Origin of the sequence: Pseudomonas sp. MWU12-2037 (assembly GCF_023242345.1) — a bacterium.
Classification (GTDB): Bacteria; Pseudomonadota; Gammaproteobacteria; order Pseudomonadales; family Pseudomonadaceae; genus Aquipseudomonas; species Aquipseudomonas gingeri_D.
Map to the genome: position 1 here is coordinate 16366 of NZ_JALLIZ010000012.1, position 26844 is coordinate 43209.

A 26844-nucleotide genomic window follows, 5' to 3' on the forward strand; every position below is an offset into this window, starting at 1 on the left:
CGAGGCCTGGAAGGACAAGACCCTCTTCATATCTTCTCTCAGGTCCGGCCAGCATGACACGCAATAAACGCCCCGCTTCGTCACCCCAGCCCCATAGCCCCTCGCGCGCCTGGCGCTCGACGGCGGCTTTGCTGCTCAGCCTGTTGCTGGCGCCGACCCTGACCTTCGCCGACGAAGCCCCGCCCCATGCCCCTGCGGCGACGGTCGCTCCGGCCCCGGCCGATCATGCCGCGCCTGTCGTCGCACCGACCGCCACCGTTCCAGTCCAGACCGAGAATGCCGCACCCGCCGGCGATGTCGACGCGCTGCCTGCCGAAGACAACAGCCTGGGCATGGCCCACGACCTGTCACCCTGGGGCATGTACAAGAACGCCGATATCATCGTCAAGATCGTGATGATCGGCCTGGCCATCGCCTCGATCATCACCTGGACCATCTGGGTCGCCAAAGGCTTCGAGCTGATGGGCGCCAAGCGTCGCCTGCGCCGTGAGATGCTCGCCCTGAAAAAGGCCCGCACCCTCAAGGAGGCCAGCGAGACCGCCAACCAGGAGGGCAGCCTCGCCCACCTGCTGGTCCACGACGCCCTGGAAGAAATGCACCTGTCGGTCAACAGCCGCGAAAGAGAAGGCATCAAGGAGCGCGTGAGCTTCCGCCTCGAACGCCTGGTCGCCGCCTGCGGTCGCACCATGAGCAGCGGCACCGGCGTGCTCGCCACCATCGGTTCCACCGCGCCCTTCGTCGGCCTGTTCGGCACTGTGTGGGGCATCATGAACAGCTTTATCGGCATCGCGAAAACCCAGACCACCAACCTTGCCGTGGTCGCGCCGGGTATCGCCGAAGCCCTGCTGGCCACTGCCTTCGGCCTGGTCGCAGCGATCCCGGCCGTGGTGATCTACAACGTCTTCGCCCGCTCCATCGCCGGCTACAAGGCCCAGGTCTCCGACGCCTCCGCCCAGGTCCTGCTGCTGGTCAGCCGTGACCTCGACCACCAGCCGCACGAGCGTTCCACGCAAGCGCCGCATATGGTGAAAGTGGGGTAATCTGCCATGGGCCTGCATTTGAACGAAGGCGGCGACGATCTCGCCGAAAACCACGAAATCAACGTCACGCCGTTTATCGACGTGATGCTGGTACTGCTGATCATCTTTATGGTGGCCGCCCCCCTGGCCACCGTGGATATCAAGGTCGACCTGCCCGCGTCCACCGCCAAACCGGCACCGCGACCGGAAAAGCCGGTGTTCCTCAGCGTCAAGTCCGACCAGCGCCTGTTCCTCGGTGAAGACGAAGTCAAGGCCGAGGCCCTGGGCCCGACCCTCGACGCCCGGACCCACGGCAAGAAGGACACGACCATTTTCTTCCAGGCCGATAAAGGCGTGGACTATGGCGACCTGATGCGCGTGATGGATGCCCTGCGCGCCGCCGGTTACCTGAAGGTCGGCCTGGTCGGACTCGAGACGGCAGCCAAGAAATGATCAATACGCGCCAAAAGCTGACGCGTTATGGCGCCAGCCTGGGCCTGGTGCTGGGCATTCATGCGGCGGCGATCATCGCCACCCTCAACTGGTCGGTGTCCAAGCCCATCGAGCTGCCGCCCCAGGCGATGATGGTCGAACTGGCGCCACTGCCCCCGGCTCCACCGCCACCGGCACCGCCCAAGGTCATCACGCCACCACAGCCCCCCGCGCCGGTGGAGGAGCTGCCGTTGCCCAAGCTGGCCGAAGCGCCGAAGCCGACGATCTCGGTGCCCAAGCCGGTCAAGCCGAAACCCAAGCCGCAGCCGCCCAAGCCCCAGGCGAAGCCGGAGCCGGTGAAGGAAAAGCCGACGGAAGAGAAACCTTCCGATACGCCGCCGACCAACACGCCAGCGGAGAAATCCGCGGCACCGGCGCCGGGCCCTTCGCCCCAGCAGATCGCGGCGAAAGCCAGTTGGGAAGGCACCTTGCTGGCTCACCTGAGCAAGTACAAGAAGTACCCGCCGGCTGCACAGTCACGGGGCAAGGAAGGTCTGAACCGCCTGCGCTTCGTCGTGGATGCCGAAGGCAAGGTGCTCTCGTATGAACTGGTGGGTCGTTCCGGCAACGCCGATCTGGACCGGGCCACCCTGGAAATGATCCGTCGCGCCCAACCGCTGCCCAAGCCGCCGGCCGATATGCTGACCAACGGCAGCATCGAGATCGTCGCGCCGTTCGTCTACTCCATCGACAAGCGCAACCGCTAGACACCGCAGGAGCTTGCCAGCGAAGAGGCCCCTGAGGCCGCCAAAAGCTTCGCGGGCAAGCCCTGCTCCTACAGTCCGGCGTCGATCACAAATTGTGCGAACGACCCAGAACTGTAGGAGCCGGGCTTGCCAGCGAAGAGGCCCTCAAGGTCGCCAAAAGCTTCGCGGGCAAGCCCTGCTCCTACAAGTCCGGCGTCGATCACAAATTGTGCGAACGACCCAGAACTGTAGGAGCCGGGCTTGCCAGCGATGAGGCCCTCAAGGCCGCCAAAAGCTTCGCGGGCAAGCCCTGCTCCTACAAGTCCGGCGTCGATCACAAATTGTGCGAACGACCCAGAACTGTAGGAGCCTGGCTTGCCAGCGAAGAGGCCCTCAAGGTCGCCAAAAGCTTCGCTCCCACAAAATCTCCGCTACGCCCTCACACAAGTTCACGTCCTACCGCCCGAACAAAAACCCACTAAAACCGCCCTGAACGACAATCGTCGTTCTTCCTGCGTCTGATAACGTGCGTCTATCGATTGCAGCCGTTATGCTTGGCCCGGCAACCTCATGGACGCTCGCTATGACTCTTACAGAACTACGCTATATCGTCACTCTCGCCCAGGAACAACACTTCGGCCACGCGGCCGAGCGTTGTCATGTCAGCCAGCCGACCCTGTCGGTCGGCGTGAAAAAGCTCGAGGACGAACTCGGTGTGCTGATTTTCGAGCGCAGCAAGAGCGCCGTGCGCCTGACCCCCGTCGGCGAAACCATCGTTGCCCAGGCGCAGAAGGTCCTCGAACAGGCCCAGGGCATCCGCGAACTGGCCCAGGCCGGGAAGAACCAGCTGACCGCACCGCTGAAAGTCGGCGCGATCTACACCGTCGGTCCCTACCTGTTCCCTCACCTGATCCCGCAACTGCACCGGGTCGCCCCGCAGATGCCGTTGTATATCGAAGAAAACTTCACCCACGTGCTGCGCGACAAGCTGCGCAACGGCGAACTGGACGCGGTGATCATCGCCCTGCCGTTCAATGAAGCCGACGTGCTGACCCTGCCGCTCTACGACGAACCGTTCTACGTCCTGATGCCGGCCTCGCACCCCTGGACCAAGAAGGAAACCATCGACAGCGCCCTGCTCAACGACAAGAGCCTGTTGCTGCTGGGCGAAGGCCACTGCTTCCGCGACCAGGTCCTCGAAGCCTGCCCGACCCTGGCCAAGGGCGGCGACGCGGCCCGGCACACCACGGTCGAGTCCAGCTCGCTGGAAACCATCCGCCATATGGTCGCTTCCGGCCTGGGCATTTCGGTCCTGCCGCTGTCGGCCGTGGACAGCCATCACTACGCTCCCGGCGTGATCGAAGTACGTCCGCTGACGCCGCCGGTGCCGTTCCGCACCGTGGCCATCGCCTGGCGCGCCAGCTTCCCGCGGCCCAAGGCGATTGAAATCCTCGCCGACTCGATCCGCCTGTGCTCGGTGGCCAAGCCTCCCGCAGCGAGCTGATCGACGTGGCTGAACTGTCGCAAGTGTCGGTCACGGCACTCAAGGGTGTCGGCGAGGCCATGGCCGAAAAGCTGGCCAAGGTCGGCCTGGAGAATCTCCAGGACGTGCTCTTCCACTTGCCCCTGCGCTACCAGGACCGCACCCGCGTGGTGCCCATCGGCGCCCTGCGTCCGGGCCAGGACGCGGTGATCGAGGGCGTGGTCAGCGGCGCCGATGTGGTCATGGGCAAGCGCCGCAGCCTGTTGGTGCGCCTCAACGACGGCACCGGTAGCCTGAGCCTGCGCTTCTACCATTTCAGCACAGCGCAAAAGGACGGCCTCAAGCGCGGCACCCATGTCCGCTGCTACGGCGAAGCCCGCCCCGGCGCCTCCGGCCTGGAAATCTACCACCCGGAATACCGCGCCATCAGCGGCGACGAACCGCCGCCGGTGGACACCACCCTGACGCCGATCTACCCGCTGACCGAGGGCCTGACCCAGCAACGCCTGCGCCAACTCTGCCAGCAAAGCCTGGCGATGCTCGGCCCGCGCAGCCTGCCGGACTGGCTGCCCCAGGAACTGGCCCGCGACTACCAGTTGGCACCGCTGGACGAAGCCATCCGCTATCTGCACCAACCACCCGCCGATGCCGATGTCGACGAACTCGCCCTCGGTCATCACTGGGCCCAGCACCGCCTGGCCTTCGAGGAACTGCTGACGCATCAGTTGTCCCAGCAACGCCTGCGCGAAAGCCTGAAGGCCCTGCGCGCACCGGCCCTGCCGAAAGCGCAACGGCTGCCCGGGCAGTTCCTCGCCAACCTCGGCTTCCCACCGACCGGCGCCCAGCAACGGGTCGGCAACGAAGTGGCCTATGACCTCAGCCAGCCGGAGCCGATGCTGCGGCTGATCCAGGGCGACGTCGGCGCCGGCAAGACCGTGGTCGCCGCCCTCGCTGCCTTGCAGGCCCTGGAAGCCGGCTACCAGGTGGCATTGATGGCACCGACCGAGATCCTGGCCGAACAACACTTCATCAACTTCCAGCGCTGGCTGGCACCGCTGGGCATCGAAACCGCCTGGCTGGCTGGCAAGCTCAAGGGCAAGGCCCGGGTCGCCGCCCTGGAGCAGATCGCCGGCGGCACGCCGATGGTGGTCGGCACCCACGCGCTGTTCCAGGACGAAGTGCAGTTCAAGAACCTGGCCCTGGTGATCATCGACGAACAGCACCGCTTCGGCGTCCAGCAACGCCTGGCCCTGCGCCAGAAAGGCGTCGGCGGACGGATGTGCCCGCACCAGTTGATCATGACCGCCACGCCGATCCCGCGGACCTTGGCCATGAGCGCCTATGCCGACCTCGACACCTCGATCCTCGACGAACTGCCGCCAGGCCGCACGCCGGTGAACACCGTGCTGGTGACCGACAGCCGGCGCTTCGAAGTGGTGGAACGGGTGCGTGCCGCCTGTGCCGAAGGCCGCCAGGCTTATTGGGTCTGCACACTGATCGAGGAATCCGAGGAACTCACCTGCCAGGCCGCAGAGACCACCTTCGAAGAGCTCACCGCAGCCCTCGGCGAACTGCGCGTCGGCTTGATCCACGGACGTATGAAACCGGCGGAAAAGGCGGCGGTGATGGCTGAATTCAAGGCCGGCGCCCTGCAACTGCTGGTGGCAACCACGGTGATCGAAGTCGGCGTCGACGTGCCCAATGCCAGCCTGATGATCATCGAGAACCCCGAGCGCCTGGGCCTGGCGCAACTGCACCAGCTGCGTGGCCGGGTCGGCCGGGGCAGCGCCGCCAGCCACTGCGTGCTGCTCTACCATCCGCCACTGTCACAGATCGGTCGCCAACGCCTGGGCATCATGCGCGAGACCAACGACGGCTTCATCATCGCCGAGAAGGATCTGGAGCTGCGCGGCCCCGGGGAAATGCTCGGTACCCGCCAGACCGGGCTCCTGCAATTCAAGGTCGCCGACCTGATGCGCGACGCCGATCTGTTGCCGGCGGTCCGCGATGCCGCACAAGCCCTGATGGCACGCTGGCCGCAGCATGTCAGCCCGCTGCTCGACCGCTGGCTGCGCCATGGCCAGCAATACGGCCAAGTGTGATAGACCTCACAGTTTATGGACCATTAGGACGGCCAAGCTGGTTATACTGGGAAAATTGTAGGAACCCGGATACAGACCATGACAGAAGTTGCCCTCATCGATGCAACCCCGCACACCCCGTCTGTGGTCCGGCTGCTGCTCGACAAGCTCGCCATCCGCTATAGCGAAGTCCTGGACCACCCTGGTCTGCCGGCCGCGCGCAAAGTCCAGGCCGTGCTGCTCGACGATGCAGTCGGTGCACTGATGGTCCTGTTTCCCCAGGACCAACTGCTCGACCTCAACCGCCTGACCGAATTGACCGGCCGGCGCCTGACGGCGGTGCCCACCGAACGCATGGAACGCATGCTCGGCAAACACAGCCTGCACCTGCTGCCGGGCTTGCCCGGACTGACCAGTTCGCCGTGCCTGTACGAAGAGCAACTGCTGCGTGTACCGAGCCTGCTGATCGACTCCGGTGAAGCCGGCCTGCTGCTGGAAATTTCCAGCGACGACTTCAAGGGCATGCTGAGCAAGGCCAGCGCCGCCAGTTTCGGCGAAGCCGTATCCAGTATCCGCCCCAACCTCGACCGCCCTCATGATGACCGCGAGGAAATCACCCAGGCCGTGCAAGCCTTCACCGCGCGGCGGATCCAGCAGCGCCTGGAAGCGACCATCGAGATTCCGCCCCTGGCGGAAACCGCACAAAAGATCATCAAGCTGCGGGTCGACCCCGACGCGACCATCGACGACATCACCGGCGTGGTCGAAACAGACCCGTCGCTGGCGGCCCAGGTCGTGAGTTGGGCGGCCTCGCCCTACTACGCCTCGCCAGGCAAGATCCGCTCGGTGGAAGATGCGATTGTCCGCGTGCTCGGTTTCGACCTGGTGATCAACCTGGCGCTGGGCCTGGCCCTGGGCAAGACCCTGAGCCTGCCCAAGGACCACCCGCAACACAGCACGCCTTACTGGCAGCAATCGATCTACACCGCCGCGGTGATCGAAGGCCTGACCCGCGCCATGCCCCGCGCCCAGCGCCCGGAAGCGGGCCTGACCTACCTGGCCGGCTTGCTGCACAACTTCGGCTACCTGCTGCTGGCCCACGTCTTCCCGCCGCATTTCTCGCTGATCTGCCGGCACCTGGAGGTCAATCCGCACCTGTGCCACAGCTATATCGAGCAGCATTTGCTGGGTATCAGCCGCGAGCAGATCGGTGCCTGGCTGATGCGTTACTGGGATATGCCGGAGGAGCTGTCCACCGCGCTGCGCTTCCAGCACGACCCGAGCTACGACGGCGACTATGCCGCTTATCCGAACCTGGTGTGCCTGGCGGTACGTCTGCTGCGCAGTCGCAATATCGGCTCGGGCCCGGATGAAGAGATTCCGGATGCCTTGCTGGAACGCCTGGGGCTGTCCCGCGACAAGGCCGACGATGTGGTGAACAAGGTGCTGGAAGCCGAAGTGCTGTTGCGCGAACTGGCTTCGCAGTTCAGCCAGGGCTGAAGCGGCGTCTGGAACACCGCTATCGCGAGCAAGCTTGCTCCTACAGGTTCAGCGTCGATCACAAATTGTGCGAACGACACGGAACTGTAGGAGCCTGACTTGCCAGCGAAGAGGCCCTTGAGACCGCCAAAAGCTTCGCGGGCAAGCCCTGCTCCTACAGTCCGGCGTCGATCACAAATTGTGCGAACGACACGGAACTGTAGGAGCCTGGCTTGCCAGCGAAGAGGCCCTTGAGACCGCCAAAAGCTTCGCGGCGGTGCAGCGTCCCGACAAGCCCTACCCCTACAATTCGGCGCCGATTTCCAGCCATGTGGTGAAAATCAGAGCCGACTCAGGCCTTCTTCTTCCGCGGCTTGAGGTACTTCATCAAGCCCTGGAACCACATGACCAGTGCCGGATTGCCCTTGATCTGGATCGACTTGTCCTGAATCCCCGTCATGAACGCCAGTTGCTTGTTCTTCGCCTGCAGCGTGGCGAAGCCATAGGCGGCATCCTTGAAGGCAATCGCAAACGCAGGCTCCGGATAAGTCCCGGAGCGGCTGCTGATGCGCTGATCCTTGACGATAAAGTGACGGGCAACCTTGCCGTCGAGCGTCTGCAGCTGGAACACCAGGGCCTTGTCGGCCAGTTGCTGCTGGAAGGCGGGTTTTTTACGGCTGGCCCGGGCCATCAACAGACCCAGTGCCCAGAGAAGAAAACGAAATTTCATGCACACAGCCTCGGCAGAAAAGATTAACGGCCGGCGCAGTGTAGCGCTTTACCTGAAGAACGCCACCGATCTCCCGTTTTACCCGGGAGATCGGCAGGCGTTTAACGCTTATACCGACAAATTGTCAGACGATCCGTCGCTTAGGCGTTCGGGCAAGGCACCGGTGCCCAGTCGCCCAGGTCCGGGTTCTTGCACATGCTGTTGACCTGGGACTGACCGCTGGTGGCCACGTCCTGGCTGACGGCTTTCTTGGCGTTGGCGTCCTGGAGGGTCTTCTCGGTGGCGACCGCTTCCTTAGGCACGACCGGCAGCGCCGCCTTCTTCGCCACTTTCACCTTCTTGCCCTTGGTGGTGGTCGGCACGACCGGGTTGCTGTCGGCGGTCGCCACGGTGACCACGTCGGTACGCTGCACACCGACCTGACGCAGATCCTGCTCATAGGCCTGGGTGTAGTTGTTCAGGTCTTCGGCCGAACGCCCGTTCACGGCGACGATCAGGTCATTGGACTCTTTCAGGCCCGAAACGATTTCCGCCAGGCGCTTGCGACCTTCGGCGTCGCCGACGGTCTTGGCCTTGCGTGCCGACACCAGGTTGGCGAACTCACGCTGGTAGCAGCTCTGCGACGCCTTGGCATAGGCCGTGTTGCGGTCCATGTCGGCGGCACTTTTGTTGATGTCCTGGGCATAGGAGCCGATGCGCTGGTTGTCATCGGTGATCTGCTTCTGCTTCTCGGTGTAGTAACCCGCCGCGCCACCCGCGAGGGCACCGCCGGCCGCGCCGATGGCGGCATTGCGGCCACGCTTGGCCGAGTCGTCGCCGGTCAGCGCGCCGAGAGCGGCACCGCCCAACGCACCGATCACCGCGCCGGTGGCGATCGACTTGGTCATGTCCGAGTCAGTCGCACGCAGGTGCTGCACCGGCTCGTAGCAGGTCGGGTAGAACTCGACCTTGGTCGTCGCGCCGACTTTCGAGGTCGGTGAAGTGGCGCAACCGCCCATCAGCACGGTGCTGAATCCGGCGGCAACCCACAGCGCGGCACGGCACTTGGAGGTCGAAACAAGGGGTTTGCTGGAGAAGATCATGTTTATTTCCCTTTTTTGGTTTTGACTTGCCCGGTACGGCACCCTGCCGTCCGAGTCCCCTCTACACTCGCCGGATACCGACCGCTCATGGCTGCTGGGCGGTCGATGCGAGTAACGCTTTCAAGATCGCCGCCGGATCGGCCCGCTGTTGCTTGCGGTAATCCCCGACATGACGAACGAACAAGGTGGCCCGTGCGACCAGGCTGTTGCCGAGCACGGGTTTGCGATTGAGTTCTTCCTTGACCCGCTGGAACTGCGCCTGGATCACCGCATCGGTATAGCGCGTGGCCGTTGCCAGGTTGTCGATATAGATCGCCACCGCGCCGTCCAGGGCGCTGGTGCCGTTCTCGATGGCCCCGGCGAACAGCTTGGCGGCGGCCTCGTCCTTGGCATCGACGGCCTGCTGGCGGCTCTTCTTCAGGTTGGTCAGGCGAATGTTGTAGTTATTGACCGTCTCGGCCACCAGGGCCGCCGACTGGATCAGGTTGCCGGCCGCCTCTTCACGCTGGCGGGCGATCAACGAGACGTTGCGCTTGAGCTCTTCGTTGACCAGCCCCAGCTCGGCTTGCAGCTTCGGATCGGTGCTGGCGGAAATGATCCCGTCCAGGCGCTTGGTCGGGTCCTGGGCATCGTCGATGGCGTCGGTCAGGGAAGCCAGCCGGCCTTCCTGCTGCCATTGGCTGAACAGCTCCTTGTAGCGCGAGCGCGGCGCCGAGAGTGCGCCGACGGCCACACGGAAACCGGTGGTCTCGTTGCTCTGCTCGGTGCCGTCGGCGGCGAACAGCGGGTACTCGCGGCGCATGCCGGTAAACAACGTGCCCTCGCCTTCCAGGTAGTTACCGCCCTTGACCACAAAACCGCCGTAGGTGCCCTGGCGGCGTCCGGCATGCACCAGCTGGAAGGATTCCTGGACCATCTGCGCGGCGTTGCCGATCACGTCGAACATACCGATGGGATTGGGCAGCTTGGTGCCGATCGGCATCAGCCGCGCCGCCTGGCCGGTGCCGCCGGCCACCTGGTTGAACACCGCGTAGTCGGACAGCGGCCCGTCGCTGTCGCTCCCCGGCGCCCGCCGTGGAAACAGGCGGCCTTCCAGGTCCTGGCGACTGACCGCCTGGGCGCCACGGGCAGCGAACTCCCACTCGACTTCGGTGGGCAGGCGGACAAAGCCCAGGCCACCGTCGTCAGCCGACGAGCCACGGCCGCTGACCGGCAGCAGGTCGCGGTGATACTTCATCAACCAGGCGCTGTAGACCGCCGAGAAACGCTCGGCGTCAAAACGCGAGACCTTGACCTTGGGCAGGCGCCCGGCCACGCCACTCGGCGCATCACAGGCCGGCGCCGGCTCGCCGCTGGCCAGGGCTTGTGCCTGGGCCATCACCAGGGCGTACTGGCGCGCCGTGACCGGGTACTTGCCGATGAAATAGAACATCGGCTTGAGCGGCGAGTCGGCGTCGGTCTTCGGCAGGGTCGGGGCAATGGATTTCTGCCAGGCGCCGGGCAGGTCCTTGAGGGTGAACTGACCGTTGATAAAATCCCGGCGATAACCGGAAATAAACGACTGCTTGTAGCCCGGCTCATCCTCGCTGAAGGGATAGCCGAGGCTGATCTCACGGTCATCGAGGGTGCCGCGCGCCAACACATAGACCGCGCGGAAAACCATCTCGCCCTCACAGGGCAATGGCAGGCTGATGTCATCGGCCAGGGGCTTGGGGTTGTCGAGTTTTTCGCTGTCCTCATCGGCCCGCGCCCAGCCCCCCAGGCACAGGGAAGCGATGAGAACCGCCAGGGCCGCGCCGCGCAACTTATACATCTCTGATTCCTTCCGAAGCTTCTATCCGCGCCACGCGCCAGCCCCCCAGGGCGGCAGCCAGAGCACAGACCGCCGACACGCTGAAAAGTGCCAGCAGGTAGTGCGGCAACAACAGGCGGCTGGCGTACTCGCCGGCCGCCTGTACGAACAAAAGGTTCAGGCCCCACTCCGCCACGCCGTAGAGCACGTCACTGAGCAGCACCGCAAACAGGCCGCTGTACAGCGCTTGCAGCACCACGAACAGCAGCAGTGCGCGGGTGCCGAGCCCGAGCAGACGCAACACCGACAGCTCGCGGCGCTTGCGCTCGACCGCCGCCAGGGCGCCGGCGAAGAGCGCCGCGAAGGCACCGGCCAGGGCCAACGCAGCGATGACCCAGAACACGATGCCGAGGTTGCGGCTCAGGGATTGCACCTGGGCGATGGTCTGGGCCTGGGTCGAGACCAGCAGGTTGCGCTCGGCGAAATAACGTCGCAGCGGCTCGACATCGGCCAGCCCGCGGGCATACAGGCGAAACCCCGGATAGACACGCTGCGCGGCGGTGCCCGCCGGCTCGCCGGCCCAGCCGAGTACCGGCACGCCAAGGCCGTCGCGATAGTCCTCGGCGGCCTCCAGCAGACCCAGCGGGGCGAACAACGCATCACGCTCGAAGGCCTCCAGCGGCAACACCGCCTGCACCTGAATCTGTGTGTGGCGGCTTTCCAGGCGACCGGCCACCTGCCGGCCGAAAGACACCTGCAACCAGTCGCCCGCTTTCACCCCGAGCTTTTCCGCCGCCGTCCGGCTGAGCAGCATCGCCGCCAGGCCGACCGGCGCGGGCAAGGCACCGAGCAGGGGATCACCCTCGGCGGTGGGCAGCATTTCCACATTGACCACCGGCCCCTGGCCGCTGGTCGAAAGATCGGCGGTCGCGGCGATCTGCCGGGTTCGCGGCAAGGCAAAGGCGACGTCTTCACGCTGCCCCAGCCCGGCGATAAACGCCGCACTGAAACGCCCGCCGCCGAGGGGAATGATCTCGCGCACCGTCGGGTCGCGCTCCAGGCGTTCAGTGAGGCTGCTGACCAGGCCGAACTTGAGGCCGAACAGCACCAGCAACGGCGCGATCACCGCCACCAACGCCAGCACCGCACAGGCCGATAGCCGCCAGTCGGTGCGATAGTCCTGCCAGGCCAGGCCGGCGATCAGGGCGGCGCGGGTCATGGCGTCTGCTCCAGAGTCGCCGTCACACCACCGTCGCCATCGCGCTGGCAGGCAATCCGCAATACCGGCACGCCGAGGTCGCGCACCAGGGTTTCATCATGGGTCGCGATAACGCAACAGGCACCCTGCTCCCGAGCCTGGTTCAACAGCAACTGCATGACCCGTCCGGCATTCAGCGGATCGAGGGCTGCCGTCGGCTCATCGGCCAACAGCAGCCGTGGGCCATGGGCCAAGGCCCGGGCGCAACTGACCCGCTGGCGCTGGCCGACTGAAAGCGCCTGGGGCTTCTTGTCCAGTTGATCGGCGATTTCCAGTTGCTCGGCGAGCCGCTGGACGCTGCCATCCTCCTTCATCCCCAGAAGCCGACGCGACAAGGCGATATTCCCGCGCACATCGAGAAACCCCAGCAGGCCGCCGGTCTGCAGCACATAGCCGAGCTTTCGGCTGCGCAGGTCCGCCAGGCGATCGTGCTGGCCCTGACGCCAGAGCGCGGCAATATCCTGCGCACCCGCCGAATCGTCGAAGGCAAACAACCCCGCCCGGTCCGGCGCCAACACCAGCGCCAGCAGGTCGAGCAAGGTGCTCTTGCCGCAACCGCTGGGCCCGACCACCGCCCACTGCGCGCCGGGCGCCAGGCTCAGGCGCGGCACCTCCAGGCTGTAACGCTGGGCGCCTTCGCCCCGCGTCTTGCGCACTTCTCGCAGACTGATCATCACGGCAACGTCGACAACGGTACGCGGTACAGCGCATCACCCGGCTCGGCATCGCCGAACCGGACCCAATTGGCCACATCGTTGTGGAAGGTTTCGTAGAGGCGGATCTTCGAGTCCAGTTCGTCGATAAAGTCTTCCTGTTCGGCCACGCTCAGCGACAGCCACAGGTCCTGGGTCATGTTCAGCGACTTGCTGCGGTACGGCAGGCCTTCCAGGTACTCGCCGAGCAGGCCGCCGTCGGCCAGGTTGCCGCCCTTGCGCAGGGCCTGCGGATCGCGGCTCATGTAAGCACTGGCACTGGCGATTTCCTGGAAGAAATCCTTGGGCGAGGTCTGGGTCTTGCGCGCCGCGTCGACGATCAGTTTCAGCGACTGTTGCAGCTCGTTGAGTTGCAGTTTGGTCAGCATCACGCAGACCTGGAACGCCGGTAGCGCCGGATTGGTCAGGTCGCGGTCGGCGGTCCAGGCGCTGACCAGTTGCGGTGCCTGGCTGGCGGCCTTGTGGCCGAGGAAATCCATGTGCATGGCATAACCGATGGCCGCCGTCTTGTCCGCCAGGCTCGGCGAAGCGGCCAGCAGCGGCACGGCCTGGGTCTGGTTGCTGCGCACCTGGTGCACCAGGTTGGCGAACACCGAACCGATCTCGCCGACCCGCTCGCCCAGCTTGTGCACGTCGCCGCCCTGGACCGGGATATACAAATCGCCGATCTGCGGGTTGGCGTCGGCGGTCAGGGTGCGGTACTGCTGCTCGGCGAAGGCATGGTTCTTTTTCCCGGCATCGCTGCGCAGATGCAGCGCATAGATCTTGATCTGCTTGCCGAGCGCGGCCTGGCGGATCTCCGCTTCGTTCATTTTGGTGCTGCTGTAGGGATCGTTCTTGCGCAACGAACCGGCGTCGGTGACCAGCAGGATCAGCCGGCCGCCGTAGCCCGACCAGTCCATGCCGTCGACCGCCTGCATGACCCCGGCGAAGGAGTCCTCGTTGAACGAGTGACTGGAGATCGTCGACGCTTTCACATCCCGCGCCAACTCCAGGAAGCGCTCCGGGTCGCGGCCCTGGTCGAGGGTCACCAGGGTCTTGGTCAGGTACTGCAGGCCCGGGGTCTTCTGGATATTGTTGCGAAAGCCGATCAGGCCGAAGCTCACGCTGTCCAGCTCGCCACGCTGGGCAATCTGGCTTTGCAGCTCGTGGACCACGTCGCGGACCTGATCGATATAGGGTTGCATCGACTCCGTGGTGTCCACCACCAGCACGATGGCGGTGCGGAAGGTGTCGGCCGCGACGGCCGGCACGGTACCGTTGCCGACGGCTTTCGGCGTGCTGCCGGGGTCGATGGAGGCGACATTGAGCAACTGCACCGGCTGGCCGTTTTCATCCAGGCTTTCGCGGGAATCGAAAATCGGCAGCAGGTAGAACTGGTTCTGCGGCACCGCGCTGGCGGCCGGCTCCAGGGCCAGGACGCGCTGGTCATCCTGGGGATTTTTCTGTGCATTGAGCAACAGGTTCTTCGCCGCCGAAGGATTGGCCAGCAGCTTGTCGATATCGGCGGCGTCGCGCAGGAACATCACCGGCGAACGCCCGGAACGCTCGGTAAATTTCAGCACCAGGCTCTGCTTCCAGTCGCTGACCGCATCCTGGGGCAACCAGCCTTCGCTGCGACCGTCAGTGGCGGCACCGACCCGCAGCCAGGCGCTGCCGTCGACAGTCTTGCGCTGGTAGACATAGAGCACCGAGAACGCCGGCAGCGGCTTGTCCGGCTTGGCCCCCGGCTCGCTGGCAAAACTCGCCCCGGGCTTGCTCAGGACCCGCTGGAACAGGGTCTTCTTGCCGGCCATCAACAAGGGGCGCTGGCCGCCGTCGAGATCCGCCGCCACGGCTTGGGTCACGCCAGGTGGCTGGGTCGGCGGCGGGTTGGAAGCCGGTGGCGGATTCAGCACCGACGGTGTTTTTGCCGGTGGCTGCGCCGCTGTGCTCGGCGTCGCGGGATGGCTGTCACGCCCCAACCACCAGTAACCGACGCCCGCCAAACCAAGGGCGGCGGCTACCGCCACGGCGACCAGCGTCAGCACCGGGCCACGCCGTTGTCCGGACTCGGCGGAACGGTCGAGCACCGGCGTAGCCGCGGGTCTTGGTGGCGGCGCAGGTGTCGGGGGCGCAGTGGGAATCTCGATCGACACCGGTGTCAGTCCACCCAGGTCGCTGGCGGGTGGTGCAGTCGGAGTCGGCGGCACAATCGCCAACGGCTGGAGCAGAGTGGCATCAAGATTTTCCGCCGGGAGGTTATCCAGCGCCCGCAGCAGGGCCGCCGCATCCGCGAAACGCGCCGCCGGGTCCTTGGCCAACAGCTGGCGCAGGACTTCCTGGTAGCGCCCATGCTGCAGCGGTAACTCCGGCAGCGGCTCGGTCAGGTGCGCCAAGGCCGTGGACAGTGCATCGGTGCCGATATAGGGCAACTTGCCGACGAGGATTTCATAGAGCACCACCCCCAGCGCATACAGGTCGGAACGCCCGTCGAGGTCCTGGCCCCGGGCCTGTTCCGGGCTCATATAGCTCGGCGTACCCACGGCAAACCCGGCCTGGGTGAACTGGGTGCGATCATCCAGCGACTTGGCGATGCCGAAGTCCGAGAGCACCGCGGTACCGTCGGCGCGAAAGAGGATGTTGGCCGGCTTCACATCGCGGTGCACCAGCCCCTGGGCATGGGCATACCCCAGGGCCGAGGCGATCTGGCGGACATATGCCAAACCCTGCTCAGGGCTCAGCCCCGCCGCGATCCGCTCCTTGAGCGTGCCGTTGGGCAGGTACTCCATGGCCATGTAATACAGCTCGCCGACATTGCCGATATCGTGGATGGTCACGGTGTTCGGATGCGACAGCCGCGCCAGGGTCCGGCCTTCGCGCAGGAAACGCTCGCAGAAGGTCGGGTCGGCGGCCAGGGCGGCCGCCATTACTTTCAGCGCCACCTTGCGCTCCAGCGACCGTTGGGTCGCCAGATAGACGGTTGCCATGGCGCCTTCGCCAATCTCCTCGCCTATATCGAATCCGGGAATCAGAATGTCCATGGTGTCGGGGGTCTTCAGGTGGCTTTGACGACAATCGCCGTGATGTTGTCGGGGGCGCCCCGGGTCAGGCCCAGGTGCACCAGGCTGCGGACCACGTCATAGGGGTCGGCATGGGCCAGCACGTCGCGGATCTCGGCGTCTTCGGCGGTCTTGTTCAAGCCGTCGCTGCACAGCAGGTAGGTGTCGCCGGGCAGTACCTGGAACGGCACCATCGACAACTCCACTTGCGCCTCCACGCCAATCGCCCGGGTGACGATGTTTGCTCGTGGATGCACCCGCGCCTCGGCCTCGCTGAGCAGGCCGCTGTCCTGCAGGTCCTGGACATAGCTGTGATCGCGGGAAATGCTCTCCAACTGGCCGTCACGCAGGCGATACAGGCGACTGTCACCGGCCCACAGGCACACGCCTTCGGCCCCACGTACCGCCAACAACACCACGGTGCTGCCCATCATCGCCACGCCACGGTGGGCGGTTTCCTCGCGCACGGCGGCATTGACCTCGGCCAGGCGCGAACGCAAGGCCGAGGTGTAGAGCCCCAGGGCGTCCGAGGGCGGGATGCGCCGCAGGGTGTCGACGATCAGGCTGCTGACGTAGTCCCCCGCCGCGTGCCCGCCCATGCCGTCGGCCACTACCCAGAGCCCGGCGCCGGGCAGCTCCAGGAAGGCGTCTTCGTTGATCTGGCGGACCATGCCGACATGACTGTAGCTGGCCGACTGGTAAGTGATTGCAGGTGTCTGTGCCATTTAGATCGACGCCCCCCTGCCCAAAAGGAAACTGCCGAAATCGGCGGTCGCCGGCAGGCCCGCGCAGCGCATCAGGCCGGCCTCGATCCGCTGCGAACCACGTCCCCACCAGAGGCTGCTGCCGACACAGGCCTGTTCGGCCAGGGCGCTGGCGCGGCTCGCTGCGTCGAGCGCGGCAAAGCGTTGCAGGCCGGCGAACTCGCTGCTCGGTGCCTTGTTGGCGAACGGCAGGCCACCCAGGTCCTGGACTCCCTGGTCGAAAGCCTCGAAACCGGCGTCTTCCTCCAGTGTCGCCAGCAACAGGGCTTCGGCCCGTTCGAACCAGGCATCCGCGCCGCCGACCACCGCCGCCAGGGCGTGCCCGGAATCGAGGGCCACGGCCACGGTCAGTGGAAAATAGCGGCCGACCCGGTCGATGCTCGGCATCAACACCCCGGCCACCGCGTCCGGCCCGCAGACGCCCGGCGCCAGCACAAAACGCCAGAGCGGGCTGACCAGGTACACACCCAACCAGTCAGCACCGAGTTGCTGCTGGCTGGCGAGCAAGCCCGAGGCCAGCCAGGCATCCCAGGGCTGGATAAAGCTCTGCGGCAAACCGCGACTGACAAAATCGCCGCGACTGGCCAGCTTGCCGTAGAAACCCACCGTTGTCATAACCGCTCCGGCAGGCTGAAGCCATTGAGCACGCGGCTCTTGAAGGGATTGAAGGCACTGCTGGCGCGCAACTCGTAGGAGATGCTCGCGCCGTCCACCCGCAAGCGCAGGTTGAAACGATCCGGCGCGTTGCCGGCCACCAGGTCCGATTGCTCCAGCAGGCGGAACCAGGCCCAGGGCCCGTCGAGGGTGATCCCGGAGCGCCCGCTGGCCGACGGCGGCGTGATCGACAGGCGCACCACGCCGACGCTGCCAGGGTTCGGCCATTGCATCGCCACCGGCCGGCTCGGGCCATGGTCATAACCGACCTGCTGGCCGTCGAGTTCAAGCTGGAACTGGGTGATGGACGCATCCATCGCCACTGGCTTGAGTTCGAAACGTACGGTCGGCTGGGTACCGCCCGAGCGGAAAAACGCATCGCGAATCGCTGCCGCGCGTTGAAAGGTCTGCAACACACCAGGGGCAATCCCGAGTTTCTGCGCTGCCCCCGGCTGCCACCGCCAAGGGGTTGCCGAGGTGTCGACATAGGGCTGCAGATACTTGCGGAAGTAGTTGTCCATCACCCCACCAACGCCGAAGAACAGGCCGAAGTCCTCCAACGTCGCATCCCGGGCACTGCCGGGAGTCAGCGGATAACGGCCGCTGAGGGATTGTCGGTAGACGTTGACCACTTCGCTGGTCCAGGCCGCGTTCAGTTGATTGCGCACCCCGCCCATCATGCTGTTGGTGGTGGAAGTAACCACCGACTTGACCAGCCCCTGGACCAGCGGTGGCTGGCGTTCGGCATTCAGGCTGACCCGCGTGGCGGCGGCCGAGGCCTGGTTCTTCGCCTCACCGAGCAGGGCATCGCCACTGGCACCGGACATGGCGCTGACCTGCACGTAGAGCGCATTCAGGTCCGCCAGCAAGGCATCGATGGCCGCCGGCTCGCCTTCACCCTTGTTGACCAGGGCATTGAGTTCGGCGAAGTGCGCACTCACCGGGTCTTGCGTCTCCACCGGCGCAGCATTGCCCGTCGCCTGTTCCTGACCGAGCAGGGAACCGAGGCGCTGCTTGAGTTGATCGACATTGCCCGCGACCGGCTTGCCCTGGGCCGCCAGCAGACGCTCGTCCTGTTGCAGATCCGTTTCCTTGGCCACCGCCACCAGCAGCTTTTTCAGCGGCGAGGTCGGACCGGAAATCACCCGCAGCACATCCGAGGCCTGGGCCACGCTGGTGATGGGCACGAAGTCGATATCGGCGAGCAAGGCATCCCACTGGCGCAGATAGTCCTGGAAATACAGGCGCCGCACATCCGCCGCGAGGCTGGCGACATTCTGCTGTTCGGCCGGGTCGCGGCCCAGCACCCATTGTTCTTCGGCAACGGTATTGGCCTGGTTCAAGCTGGTCAGCAGGAAGGCCTGGCGATAACCCTTGGCGGTGAAGAAGCCGCTCAGGGGATCGCCCAGGGGCTTGCCGCTCTTGCGACTGAACACCAGCGCCGCATCCCGCCCGGCGGCCTCGTTCAGACGGAAATCCGGCACACCTTCCGGCAGCTTCTGGCGTTTGACCCGGTCATAGACCCGTTGCGCCACTGGCAGTTGTTGCAGTTGGCGGCGCAGGTCGTCGATCAGCCGTTCGTCCAGCCGGGCATTCGGTGGACGGCGTTCGAACAAGGCTTGCAGATGCTCACCGAGAGCGACGCGCTGCTCCGGCGGCAGATCCCGTGGCAGACTGCGGTCCCAGTCGAGGGCGATCCAGGCCTTGATGAACTGCGGGTCGTAATGCTCGTTGTCGGCCAGCATCAGGTAGGCTTTCAGGCCTTCGTAGAGGAAGTCCGAATTGCCGCCGCCGTGCAGTTGTTCTTCGACCCGGGTCAGCAGGCGCGGTGCGAACACCGCGATCAGCAACTTGCGATAGACGCTGGCGGACTCGGCTTCGAGCATATCGCCCTGGTACAGGCCCAGGCCTTCGGCCCAGTTTGGCGCATCGCCGGCCAGGTGCTTGACCGCATTGAGCAACGGCAGCACCGCCAGCACGTCGCGTTGCGCCGGGCTGAGTTCCTGCACGCTCTGGCCCAGGGGCGCGACCTCCTGGTCGACCTGGGTGATATAGGCCTCGTTGGCGCGGAAACTCACCCACCACAGCGTACCGACCACCAGCACCACAGCGACCGTGGTCGCCAGCACCCCACGGGCCAACCATTTGCGCCGCTGTTCGACCTTGGGGTCGACCCCCACCAGCCCGCGCTCGGCGAAGGCCACGGCGGTGAACAGCTTCTCGATAAAGTAGCTGCGCCCGCTGCCGCTCTGGCGCGCCAGCTGTTGGCGGTCGAGGTTCATGCTCTGGGCCATGGCGCCGATCAGGCGGTCGATGGGGCTGCCTTCCTGGGTGCCGCTGGTGAAGTACACCCCGCGCAGCAAGGCGCGATCTTCATAGGCATTGGGCTTGAACACGCCGTCGAGGAAATCCTGCAGACAGGTCTTCAACGCGCCGAACTGCTGCGGGAAACCGTAGATCAGGTCGCGCCGCGCCGGGTCGCGTTCCTGTTGCAGACGCTCCACCAGCCGCGCATTGAGGCGCTGCTCGAGCCCGGCAAACTCTTTTTGAAAACTCGCCAGCGGACCGGCGGCGTTCTTGCCGTCGTCCAGGTCGAAGGTCATGCCCCAGACCTGGGCCCGCTCTTCCTTGCTCAGGGCATCGAAGAACTCCATGAACCCTGGCACCAGGTCGAGCTTGGTCAGCATCAGGTAGATCGGGAAACGTACACCGAGCTGGGTGTACAACTCCTGGATACGGGCGCGGATCGCCGTGGCATGGGCAGCGCGCTCGGCGTCGGTGCTGAGCAGCAGGTCCGACAGGCTGATGGCGATAAAGGCGCCGTCGATGGGCCGCCGCGGACGCTGGGTTTTCAGCAGGCCGAGAAAACCCAGCCAGGCCGCCTTGTCCACCTGGGCATGGCTATCCTGGGTGGTGTAGCGGCCGGCGGTGTCCAGCAGCACGGCTTCGTCGGTGAACCACCAGTCGCAGTTGCGCGTACCGCCGACACCGCGAATGGCCCCGGCGCCGAACTGCGCGGCCAGGGGGAAATGCAGCCCGGAGTTGACCAGCGCGGTGGTCTTGCCCGAACCCGGCGGGCCGATGATCACGTACCACGGCAGCTCGTAGAGGTTGCGACGTTCGTCACCGCCGAGCTTGGCTTTCTTGAGCAGCGCCAGGGCCTCGGCCATGCGCTGGCGCAGGGTCGCCAGCTCTTCGGCGGTGGCAACACTGGCGGGGTCCGGCGGGGTCTCCGCGGCCAGGCTCTGCATGACCTTGGCGGCCTGGCGCCGGGCCTGGATCAGACGGAACACGCGGTAAGCGATCCACACCGCGAAGATCAGGATGATCAGCGTCCAGCGCCGACCTTCCGGCACCAGCACTTCCAGCAGCGGACCGACAAACCAGATGATCAGGCTCAGGGCGATCAGCCCCAACAGCGGAATCACCCAGCGAACGACAAAACTGAAAAACGCCTTCACTCGACGCCCTCCGCCAAGACTGTGATTTCCACCCGACGATTCTTCGCCCGGCCCTCGGCCGTGGCGTTCGAAGCCAGCGGCTCGGTGTCGCTACGCCCTTCGGCGCTGAAGCGTGCAGGCGTGCCGGTTTTCGCCGCGAGGATCTGCAGCACCTGCTCGGCCCGGGCCTGGGACAATGCCCAGTTGGACGGGAAACGCAGGGTCGCGATGGGCCGGTTGTCGCTGTGCCCGGTGATCCGCACCTGGCCTTTCACGTTGCGAATGGCATCGGCGATGCGCAGCATCAGCGGCTGGTAGTCGTCGACAATGCTGGAACTGGCCGAGGCGAAGAGTTCGTCGCCGCGAATCGTCACCACCGAGCGGTCGACCTTGTCTTCCACGGCGACCTTGCCGGCCTTGATGTCATCGGCGAGAAAACCGGCCAGGCGTGGCCGTTCCACCACCTTGGGCTGGATCACCGGACGGTCGATGGTCTGCACCGGGATCTCGCCCAGGGCATGGATATTGCGAAACACCGGCTCGGCGTCGGCGGCCAGCTTCAGGCGCAGGCCGAACAGCAGGACCAGCAACAGCGCCAGGCCGACGGCGATGCCGACCCAGGGCGGCATGAACTGGCTCAGGCGATCCCGCACCACCGTCAGGCCGCGCCAGTGCGGCGACAGCTCGCGCTCATATTCGCCACGGGCACTGCGGATCGCCGCGCTGGTGCGCTCGCGCAGGGCATCGAGCTGGCTGCGACCGTCGATCATCACCCGGTAGCGACCTTCGAATCCCAGGCAGATGCACAGGTACAACAGCTCCAGCAGATACAGGCGTTCGCGCGGACTTTGCAGGCAATGGTCGAGCAACTGGAAGACCTTCTCGCCACCCCAGGCTTCGTTGTGCACGGTGATCAGCAGACTCTGCTTGCCCCAGTCGCCGGCACTGCCCCAAGGCGTGCTCAGCACCGCTTCGTCGAGGGCGGTGCACAGCGCGTAACGCGCCAGCAGCACCTCGTTGCGGGCCATACCGGCACCTTCGGCACGCTCTTCGAACTGGCGCAGATAAGCCAGCAATTGCGCCCGCAGGCTGGCCGGCGCCGGATGGGCGATGGTGTTGCGCAGGCGCGTGAGCAAGGCGAGCAAGGGGCCGGCGGCGCTCTCCAAGGGGTTCAGGCCTTGGGACTGGCCGATCGGCAGCGGCGCGGCCGGCACCGACAGCGGGGCCGCCGGTTCGGCACGGGCAGGCTCAGGCGCCCGACCACCGGGGCGCGGCATAAACTGGGTACGGTCGTTGGCAGGCAACGGTTGGCCCGACAGATCATCGTTGGCATTCATCGCGGCTTATCCTCGGATTGCCCAGAAGGCCAGGTTCAAGCCGGGAAAATCGCCGGCGACATGGAAGGCGAAACCGCCGGAGTTCTGCAGCTGTTTCCAGTGCTCGCTGCCCCGGTCGAGTTCGTAGTAGGTGGAGCCGGCATGGAACGGAATCTGCCGTGGCGCCACCGGCAGCGGCAGCAGGCCGATGCCCGGCAGTTGCAGGTTGACCAGATCGCGGATGTGCTCCACCGAACCGACCTTGCTCTGCTGGGCGAAGCGCCCGCGCAGGGTTTCGCTGGGGATATCGGCGCGCACCACGAGGATGAAGCTGGCGTTGTCGATCAGGCCGCGGTCCGCCAGCATTGCGACGTGGATGCCATAGGCTTTCTCGACAATCGGAATCGGCGTCGCCTTGCTGTCGATCAACATAGACAGAGCTTCGCGCAGGGCCTGCATGACCGGCGCGAAGCTCAACGCCAGGTCATCGTGTTGATAGGCCGGGAACGTGGCCGGGCGCCGACCGCTGCTGGAGAAGGTGGCAAACTCGCCGGCCAGGCTGACCAGCTCGCTGTACAGGCGCTCCGGGTGCAGGGGGCTGATCTGGCTCAGGTGGCTGATCAGCGGCTGGGCGCGGTTGACCAGTTGCAGCAGCATGAAATCGGCAATTTCCGAGGCCCCGCCGGCCCCCGAAGCCACCACGCGCCCGGCCAGGGCTTCGCCACGCTGGTGCAGCAGGCCCAGCAGTTCGCTGCGAAACGCCGTCAGCGGCTTGCTCGCGGTCACATCGAGCACCGGCGGGACATAGCTGTCGTCGAGGACCAGGGCGCGATCGGCACGCTTTTCCTTGACCCGCACCAGACCGATGGCGGCGTAATCGCCCAGGCCATCTTCGGCGGTCAACAGACGCAAGGCCCGCGAACCCAAGGCCACCGGCGCGCGGTTCTCGAATGGCGCATTATCGTCACGGACTTCGCGGACCTGGCTCAGGTAACGCGCACCGCCCAGGGCCTCGCCTTCGTCGACGGTGTCCCGCGAGCCGGCGCGCTTGAGCGGCAAGGCCAGGTAGACCAGGCCGTCGCGCAGGCTTTCGTCGATGGTCAGCGGGCTTGGCGCCAGGTCGTCGTGGGGGATATTGAACGGTGTGCCATCCGGCAGCAGGCCCCGGGCCGAGACGATGGCCAGCTTGCCCTGGGCCAGCAAACCCTGGTCGATCAGCAGCTCGGAAAAACCCCAGGCACCGACGGCCAAGGGTCGGCTGCGCGCGTCGATCAGGTTCTCCAGATAGCGGTCATGCTGCTGGAAGTGCTGCGTTCCGATGAACATGCCTTCCGACCAGACCACTCGATTGTTCCAGGACATGGCTTCTCCGTTTGCCTAGGGGGCGGTGCGGGTTGGGGTCACGACAATGGCGCTGCGTACGGCGCGCACATCGAGGCTGATCTGATAGTCGTTGAGTTGCTTGGGCGTGATGACCAGCAGCGTGCGCCAGAGCGCCTGGTCGACTTCGCGATAGCCCACCACCAGGCCGACCTGGCGGGTCGCGGGGTTGAGCGCTCGTTCGATATCCAGTTGCTCGCCGGGCTGGACCAGGACTTCATCCTGGTCGATCAGGTCGGCGCCGAGGGTCGCCTGGGCGCGGTCGGCCAGGGCGAAGTAGTCGGCGCGGTTGAAGTTGGCACTGTTCTTCAACTCGAAAATCCGCACGCGCACGGGTGCGGGCACGCCGTCGGCGCCGGGGTTGAGCCCGCCAATGGCGTGGAAATGCAGGGAAGCGGTAGCGCTGTCGGCCACGGGGGCGTCAGCAGGCGCTGGGGCAGCCGCGTCCTTGGCACATGCGCCGAGCAGCAGCGTAAGGGCTGCGGCCAGTAAAACTCGGTGAATCATCCTGCGTCCTCAATGACGTTATGAGCTTTCCGTTAAATCCTGTTTTGCAGACAACCGCGCGGCTACAAACGCCCCGATCCCTTGCGCAACCGCGCGCTGTGTTCCTCATACGCCCGGCTGAACTCCCGCCCAAACAAATCCTGGAAATCCTCTTCGGCCTCACGGGAAATATTCGTGTACAGCTCGGTGAACTGCTGCCAGTACTGGGCCTGGCGCGAACCGCTGAATAGGTTCGACAAACCGCCGGGCTTGCCCATGCGGGTCTCCAGCGCCGACGGTTCGAAACGCTTGAGCAGGTGTTTGATCGCCGCCTCGACACCCGCCATCACCGCCATCTGGTGCGCCCGCAGGTCATCGAAACTGTCGCTGACCGCCTGGTCCGGCGCCATAAACGCCTGGTTGCCATGACGCAGCAGCAGGAGCAGCGCTTCATCGGCATTCGGGGCGAATTTCAGCGGGTTGTTTTCCACCGGGCGGATCAGCGTCTGCTGCATGCGGAACTCGCCCTTGAGACTGCTGCGGGCCCGCAGCACATCGATCAGGCCCTCGACCATCAGCCGGTAGCTGCGGCCGATGGCTTCCATCTGCGCCTCCACCTGGGCGGTGTCGATACGCAACTGGTCGAGGCCGGCGCCACGCAGGAAGGCTTGCAGCAAATCGGCTTGGGGCGCACCGCTCGACACCGCCACGGGTGCCGGCTGGCTGACCGGGGCCACTGTCGGCGTGGGCATGGGAATCGGTGTCGGCTCGGCGACAGCCTCGGCAATCGCCACAGGAACAGGCGCCGCAATCGGCGCGCTGGCCGGTGCCTTGGGCGTGTCGCCAAACAAGTCCCAGTCTTCGGGAATCACCCCGGCGCCCGGCGCTTTCGGCAGCACCACGGGTGCCGGGCTGATCACCGGCGTGGGAGGTCGAAAGTCATGCTGCTGCGCCGGCACATGGTCCGACTGGGTCGCGGGTGGAATGCTCGACGGCGCCAGGAAATCAAACAGGTCCGGCAGCGTATCCATCGCCGAACCGCCCTGGAAATGCGCGGCCGGGGTGCTCACCGGCGAGGCGGCCGGAACAGCGGCCGCGCGCCCCATCAACGCTTCGAAACTGTTGGACGAATCGCCCCCCGACAGGCTGTCCCGGGCCAGCTGCAGGTTGAAATCGATACGCGCACGGATCTCGTATTCACCGATGCGGATGATCTCGCCGTCCTGCAACGGTTCGCTGTTACCTCGACGCAAACGAATACCGGCCTGAACTAACTCCACGCCATTGGTACTGGTGTCCGTCAGATAGTAACGACCATCCTTGTATTGAATAACGCAATGTTTAGAGGACACCAGCCGCTCCGGATCGGGAAGAACCCAGTCATTCTCGGAACTACGGCCAATTGCCATCACCCCGGTATCCATGGATTTCTCCGGACATTGACCAGGGGTGATCTTGTGATAACTAGTGATAGTCAAACACAGCGACATTGCGCCTCCTTGCAGTACATCCACGCACGAGCCACCCGGCACAAACACCTTGCGCCGAGCCCCGTCATGGCCACGAAAATCCGCTAAAAAACCTATCTTTTTCAGCCAGTTCGCCGAATCTAGCGAATTCTACCTACAAAATTATTAAAAACGCACACGCTCTGACTCAGCAGTCGACAGCCTTGACGAGTGTGTCACAACGGTAACAAAGGGCCGATAGCTTACCTTGACAAGCTATAACTACTACACCAAAAATGCACAACTTCTTGTTTACAGGTGATAGCTCAATGATATCACCCTGTATATGCCCACGAGAAATATGAGAGTTTTCCGAAGGAACTTTCGGAACAAATGCCTGACTATCCAGCAGGCCGATAAGGAGATCGAATTTGGTGGATGTGCCGTTGTTGCTCGCCGCTGTTTCAGCGAACTCGCCTTGTGGCGAGGATCTGGAATATGACGCGCAATTCTTGCAATTGGAGCGCGATGCCCAAGGTAAACCCGAGCGCATCATGGGCGACTCGGTGCAAGCGGCCGAACCGCCGGCGTGGCGCGCCATCGAGCAGTCGAGCACGGCGCTCCTGCAACGCAGCAAAGACCTGCGCATCAGCCATTTTCTCGTGCAAAGCGCCCTGGCCCTCGACGGTTTTCCGGGACTCGCCAATGCCCTGGCCCTGGTCAGCCAGATGCTCCAGCAGTACTGGGCCGAACTTTATCCGCTGCTCGATGCCGATGACGACAATGACCCCACGGTGCGGATCAACGCGCTCTCGGGGCTGGCCTGCGAAACCAATATCCGCCTGTTGCGCGAAAGCGTGCTGACCCGCTCCCGGGCCTTCGGCACCGTGACCCTGCGCGCCGCGCTGAACGCCAGCGGCCTGCAAGGTTTCTCCGACGAAAGCCTGAACGCCGACGAACTGTCCGGCGCCCTGCGCGACAGCGACCCCGAGCAGCTTGCCGCCGTACGCACCGCGCTCAACGAAGCCCGTGGCGCCGTCGACGCCATCGAGCGTTTCGTCAGCGACCAGGTCGGTTCGGCCGAAGGCGTGGATCTCACCGCCCTGCGCCAGCCGCTCAAGCTGGCCTTGCAGATCCTCGCCGAATACGCGCCCGGCACTGACACCGGCGAATCGACCGCGAACGCATCCGAGCCGGCCCCCGCCGTGCATGGCGAAGACAGCGCCGCCCCGATCGCCCCGCGCGGCGCGCCACCGGGCGAGATCGGCAACCGCGACGATGTCCTGCGCAGCCTCGAGCGTCTGCTGAACTACTACGCCCGCCACGAGCCCTCCAGCCCGCTGCCGGTGCTGTTGAACCGGGCGAAAAACCTGGTGCACGCCGACTTCGCGACCATCGTGCGCAACCTGATTCCCGACGGCCTGTCCCAATTTGAAAACCTGCGGGGCCCCGAGGGCGACTAAGCCCGCCGAGACCGCGCCGCTTAGTTAACGGCAACCA

Annotated in this window: 20 protein-coding genes; 7 read left to right on the forward strand and 13 right to left on the reverse strand. The window is 65.1% G+C overall.

Going from position 1 to position 26844, the window contains the following annotated elements; all coding sequences use genetic code 11:
* Positions 1-53: 53 nt before the first annotated feature.
* The 6 genes from exbB to M5B42_RS21150 all read left to right on the forward strand — a co-directional run bounded on the left by exbB (position 54) and on the right by M5B42_RS21150 (position 7261).
* Positions 54-1040 (forward strand): tonB-system energizer ExbB, encoded by a 987-nt coding sequence (exbB, locus tag M5B42_RS21125; RefSeq protein WP_248746896.1) that lies wholly within the window; start codon positions 54-56, stop codon positions 1038-1040.
* 6 nt (positions 1041-1046) lie between these two features.
* Positions 1047-1472 (forward strand): TonB system transport protein ExbD, encoded by a 426-nt coding sequence (exbD, locus tag M5B42_RS21130; protein ID WP_100942193.1) that lies wholly within the window; start codon positions 1047-1049, stop codon positions 1470-1472.
* Positions 1469-2218 carry an energy transducer TonB gene (locus tag M5B42_RS21135; protein ID WP_177100781.1) on the forward strand — a complete coding sequence of 250 codons (750 nt, stop codon included), beginning with the start codon at positions 1469-1471 and terminating at the stop codon, positions 2216-2218. Before exbD ends, M5B42_RS21135 begins: the two co-directional genes overlap by 4 nt.
* Before the next feature lie 562 nt (positions 2219-2780).
* Positions 2781-3701, forward strand: a complete 921-nt coding sequence (locus M5B42_RS21140; RefSeq protein ID WP_103499764.1) for a hydrogen peroxide-inducible genes activator — start codon at positions 2781-2783, stop codon at positions 3699-3701.
* Between the two features lie 5 nt (positions 3702-3706).
* Complete coding sequence (gene recG, locus M5B42_RS21145; protein ID WP_103499765.1) at positions 3707-5782, forward strand: ATP-dependent DNA helicase RecG; 2076 nt, start codon at positions 3707-3709, stop codon at positions 5780-5782.
* Between the two features lie 78 nt (positions 5783-5860).
* A complete protein-coding gene (locus tag M5B42_RS21150; RefSeq protein ID WP_103499763.1) occupies positions 5861-7261 on the forward strand; it encodes an aminoacyl-tRNA deacylase and HDOD domain-containing protein in 1401 nt (466 codons plus the stop codon).
* Positions 7262-7592: 331 nt separating this feature from the next.
* On the opposite strand, the gene M5B42_RS21155 is transcribed toward M5B42_RS21150, so the two are convergent.
* The 13 genes from M5B42_RS21155 to tagH form a co-directional block, all read right to left on the reverse strand.
* Positions 7593-7970, reverse strand: a complete 378-nt coding sequence (locus M5B42_RS21155; RefSeq protein ID WP_248746897.1) for an SCP2 sterol-binding domain-containing protein — start codon at positions 7968-7970, stop codon at positions 7593-7595.
* Positions 7971-8110: 140 nt separating this feature from the next.
* On the reverse strand, positions 8111-9052 hold the full coding sequence (tagQ, locus tag M5B42_RS21160) for a type VI secretion system-associated lipoprotein TagQ (protein WP_103495507.1): 942 nt from the start codon (positions 9050-9052) through the stop codon (positions 8111-8113).
* A gap of 85 nt (positions 9053-9137) precedes the next feature.
* Complete coding sequence (locus tag M5B42_RS21165) at positions 9138-10865, reverse strand: SUMF1/EgtB/PvdO family nonheme iron enzyme (protein WP_248746898.1); 1728 nt, start codon at positions 10863-10865, stop codon at positions 9138-9140.
* Positions 10858-12063 carry an ABC transporter permease gene (locus M5B42_RS21170; protein WP_248746899.1) on the reverse strand — a complete coding sequence of 402 codons (1206 nt, stop codon included), beginning with the start codon at positions 12061-12063 and terminating at the stop codon, positions 10858-10860. The genes M5B42_RS21165 and M5B42_RS21170 overlap by 8 nt, the downstream gene beginning before the upstream one ends.
* Positions 12060-12776, reverse strand: coding sequence for an ABC transporter ATP-binding protein (locus tag M5B42_RS21175; RefSeq protein WP_248746900.1), 717 nt, complete (start codon positions 12774-12776; stop codon positions 12060-12062). Before M5B42_RS21175 ends, M5B42_RS21170 begins: the two co-directional genes overlap by 4 nt.
* Positions 12776-15838: a serine/threonine-protein kinase gene (locus M5B42_RS21180; RefSeq protein WP_248746901.1), complete on the reverse strand. Its 3063-nt coding sequence runs from the start codon at positions 15836-15838 to the stop codon at positions 12776-12778. Before M5B42_RS21180 ends, M5B42_RS21175 begins: the two co-directional genes overlap by 1 nt.
* A 14-nt stretch (positions 15839-15852) precedes the next feature.
* Positions 15853-16581: a protein phosphatase 2C domain-containing protein gene (locus M5B42_RS21185; RefSeq protein ID WP_103495512.1), complete on the reverse strand. Its 729-nt coding sequence runs from the start codon at positions 16579-16581 to the stop codon at positions 15853-15855.
* The gene (gene tagF / locus M5B42_RS21190) at positions 16582-17235 is read right to left on the reverse strand and encodes a type VI secretion system-associated protein TagF (protein WP_248746902.1); all 654 of its coding nucleotides are present in this window, start codon (positions 17233-17235) and stop codon (positions 16582-16584) included.
* Positions 17232-20735: a type VI secretion system membrane subunit TssM gene (gene tssM / locus M5B42_RS21195; protein WP_248746903.1), complete on the reverse strand. Its 3504-nt coding sequence runs from the start codon at positions 20733-20735 to the stop codon at positions 17232-17234. Before tssM ends, tagF begins: the two co-directional genes overlap by 4 nt.
* Positions 20732-22051 carry a DotU family type VI secretion system protein gene (locus M5B42_RS21200; protein ID WP_103495515.1) on the reverse strand — a complete coding sequence of 440 codons (1320 nt, stop codon included), beginning with the start codon at positions 22049-22051 and terminating at the stop codon, positions 20732-20734. Before M5B42_RS21200 ends, tssM begins: the two co-directional genes overlap by 4 nt.
* Positions 22052-22057: 6 nt before the next feature.
* A complete protein-coding gene (gene tssK, locus M5B42_RS21205) occupies positions 22058-23392 on the reverse strand; it encodes a type VI secretion system baseplate subunit TssK (protein ID WP_152736658.1) in 1335 nt (444 codons plus the stop codon).
* A gap of 15 nt (positions 23393-23407) precedes the next feature.
* On the reverse strand, positions 23408-23917 hold the full coding sequence (gene tssJ / locus M5B42_RS21210) for a type VI secretion system lipoprotein TssJ (protein WP_103495517.1): 510 nt from the start codon (positions 23915-23917) through the stop codon (positions 23408-23410).
* Positions 23918-23979: 62 nt separating this feature from the next.
* Positions 23980-25386: a type VI secretion system-associated FHA domain protein TagH gene (tagH, locus tag M5B42_RS21215; RefSeq protein WP_248746904.1), complete on the reverse strand. Its 1407-nt coding sequence runs from the start codon at positions 25384-25386 to the stop codon at positions 23980-23982.
* Between the two features lie 392 nt (positions 25387-25778).
* On the opposite strand from tagH, the gene tssA reads away from it, so the two are divergent.
* The gene (gene tssA, locus M5B42_RS21220) at positions 25779-26807 is read left to right on the forward strand and encodes a type VI secretion system protein TssA (RefSeq protein ID WP_248746905.1); all 1029 of its coding nucleotides are present in this window, start codon (positions 25779-25781) and stop codon (positions 26805-26807) included.
* Positions 26808-26844: the final 37 nt, after the last annotated feature.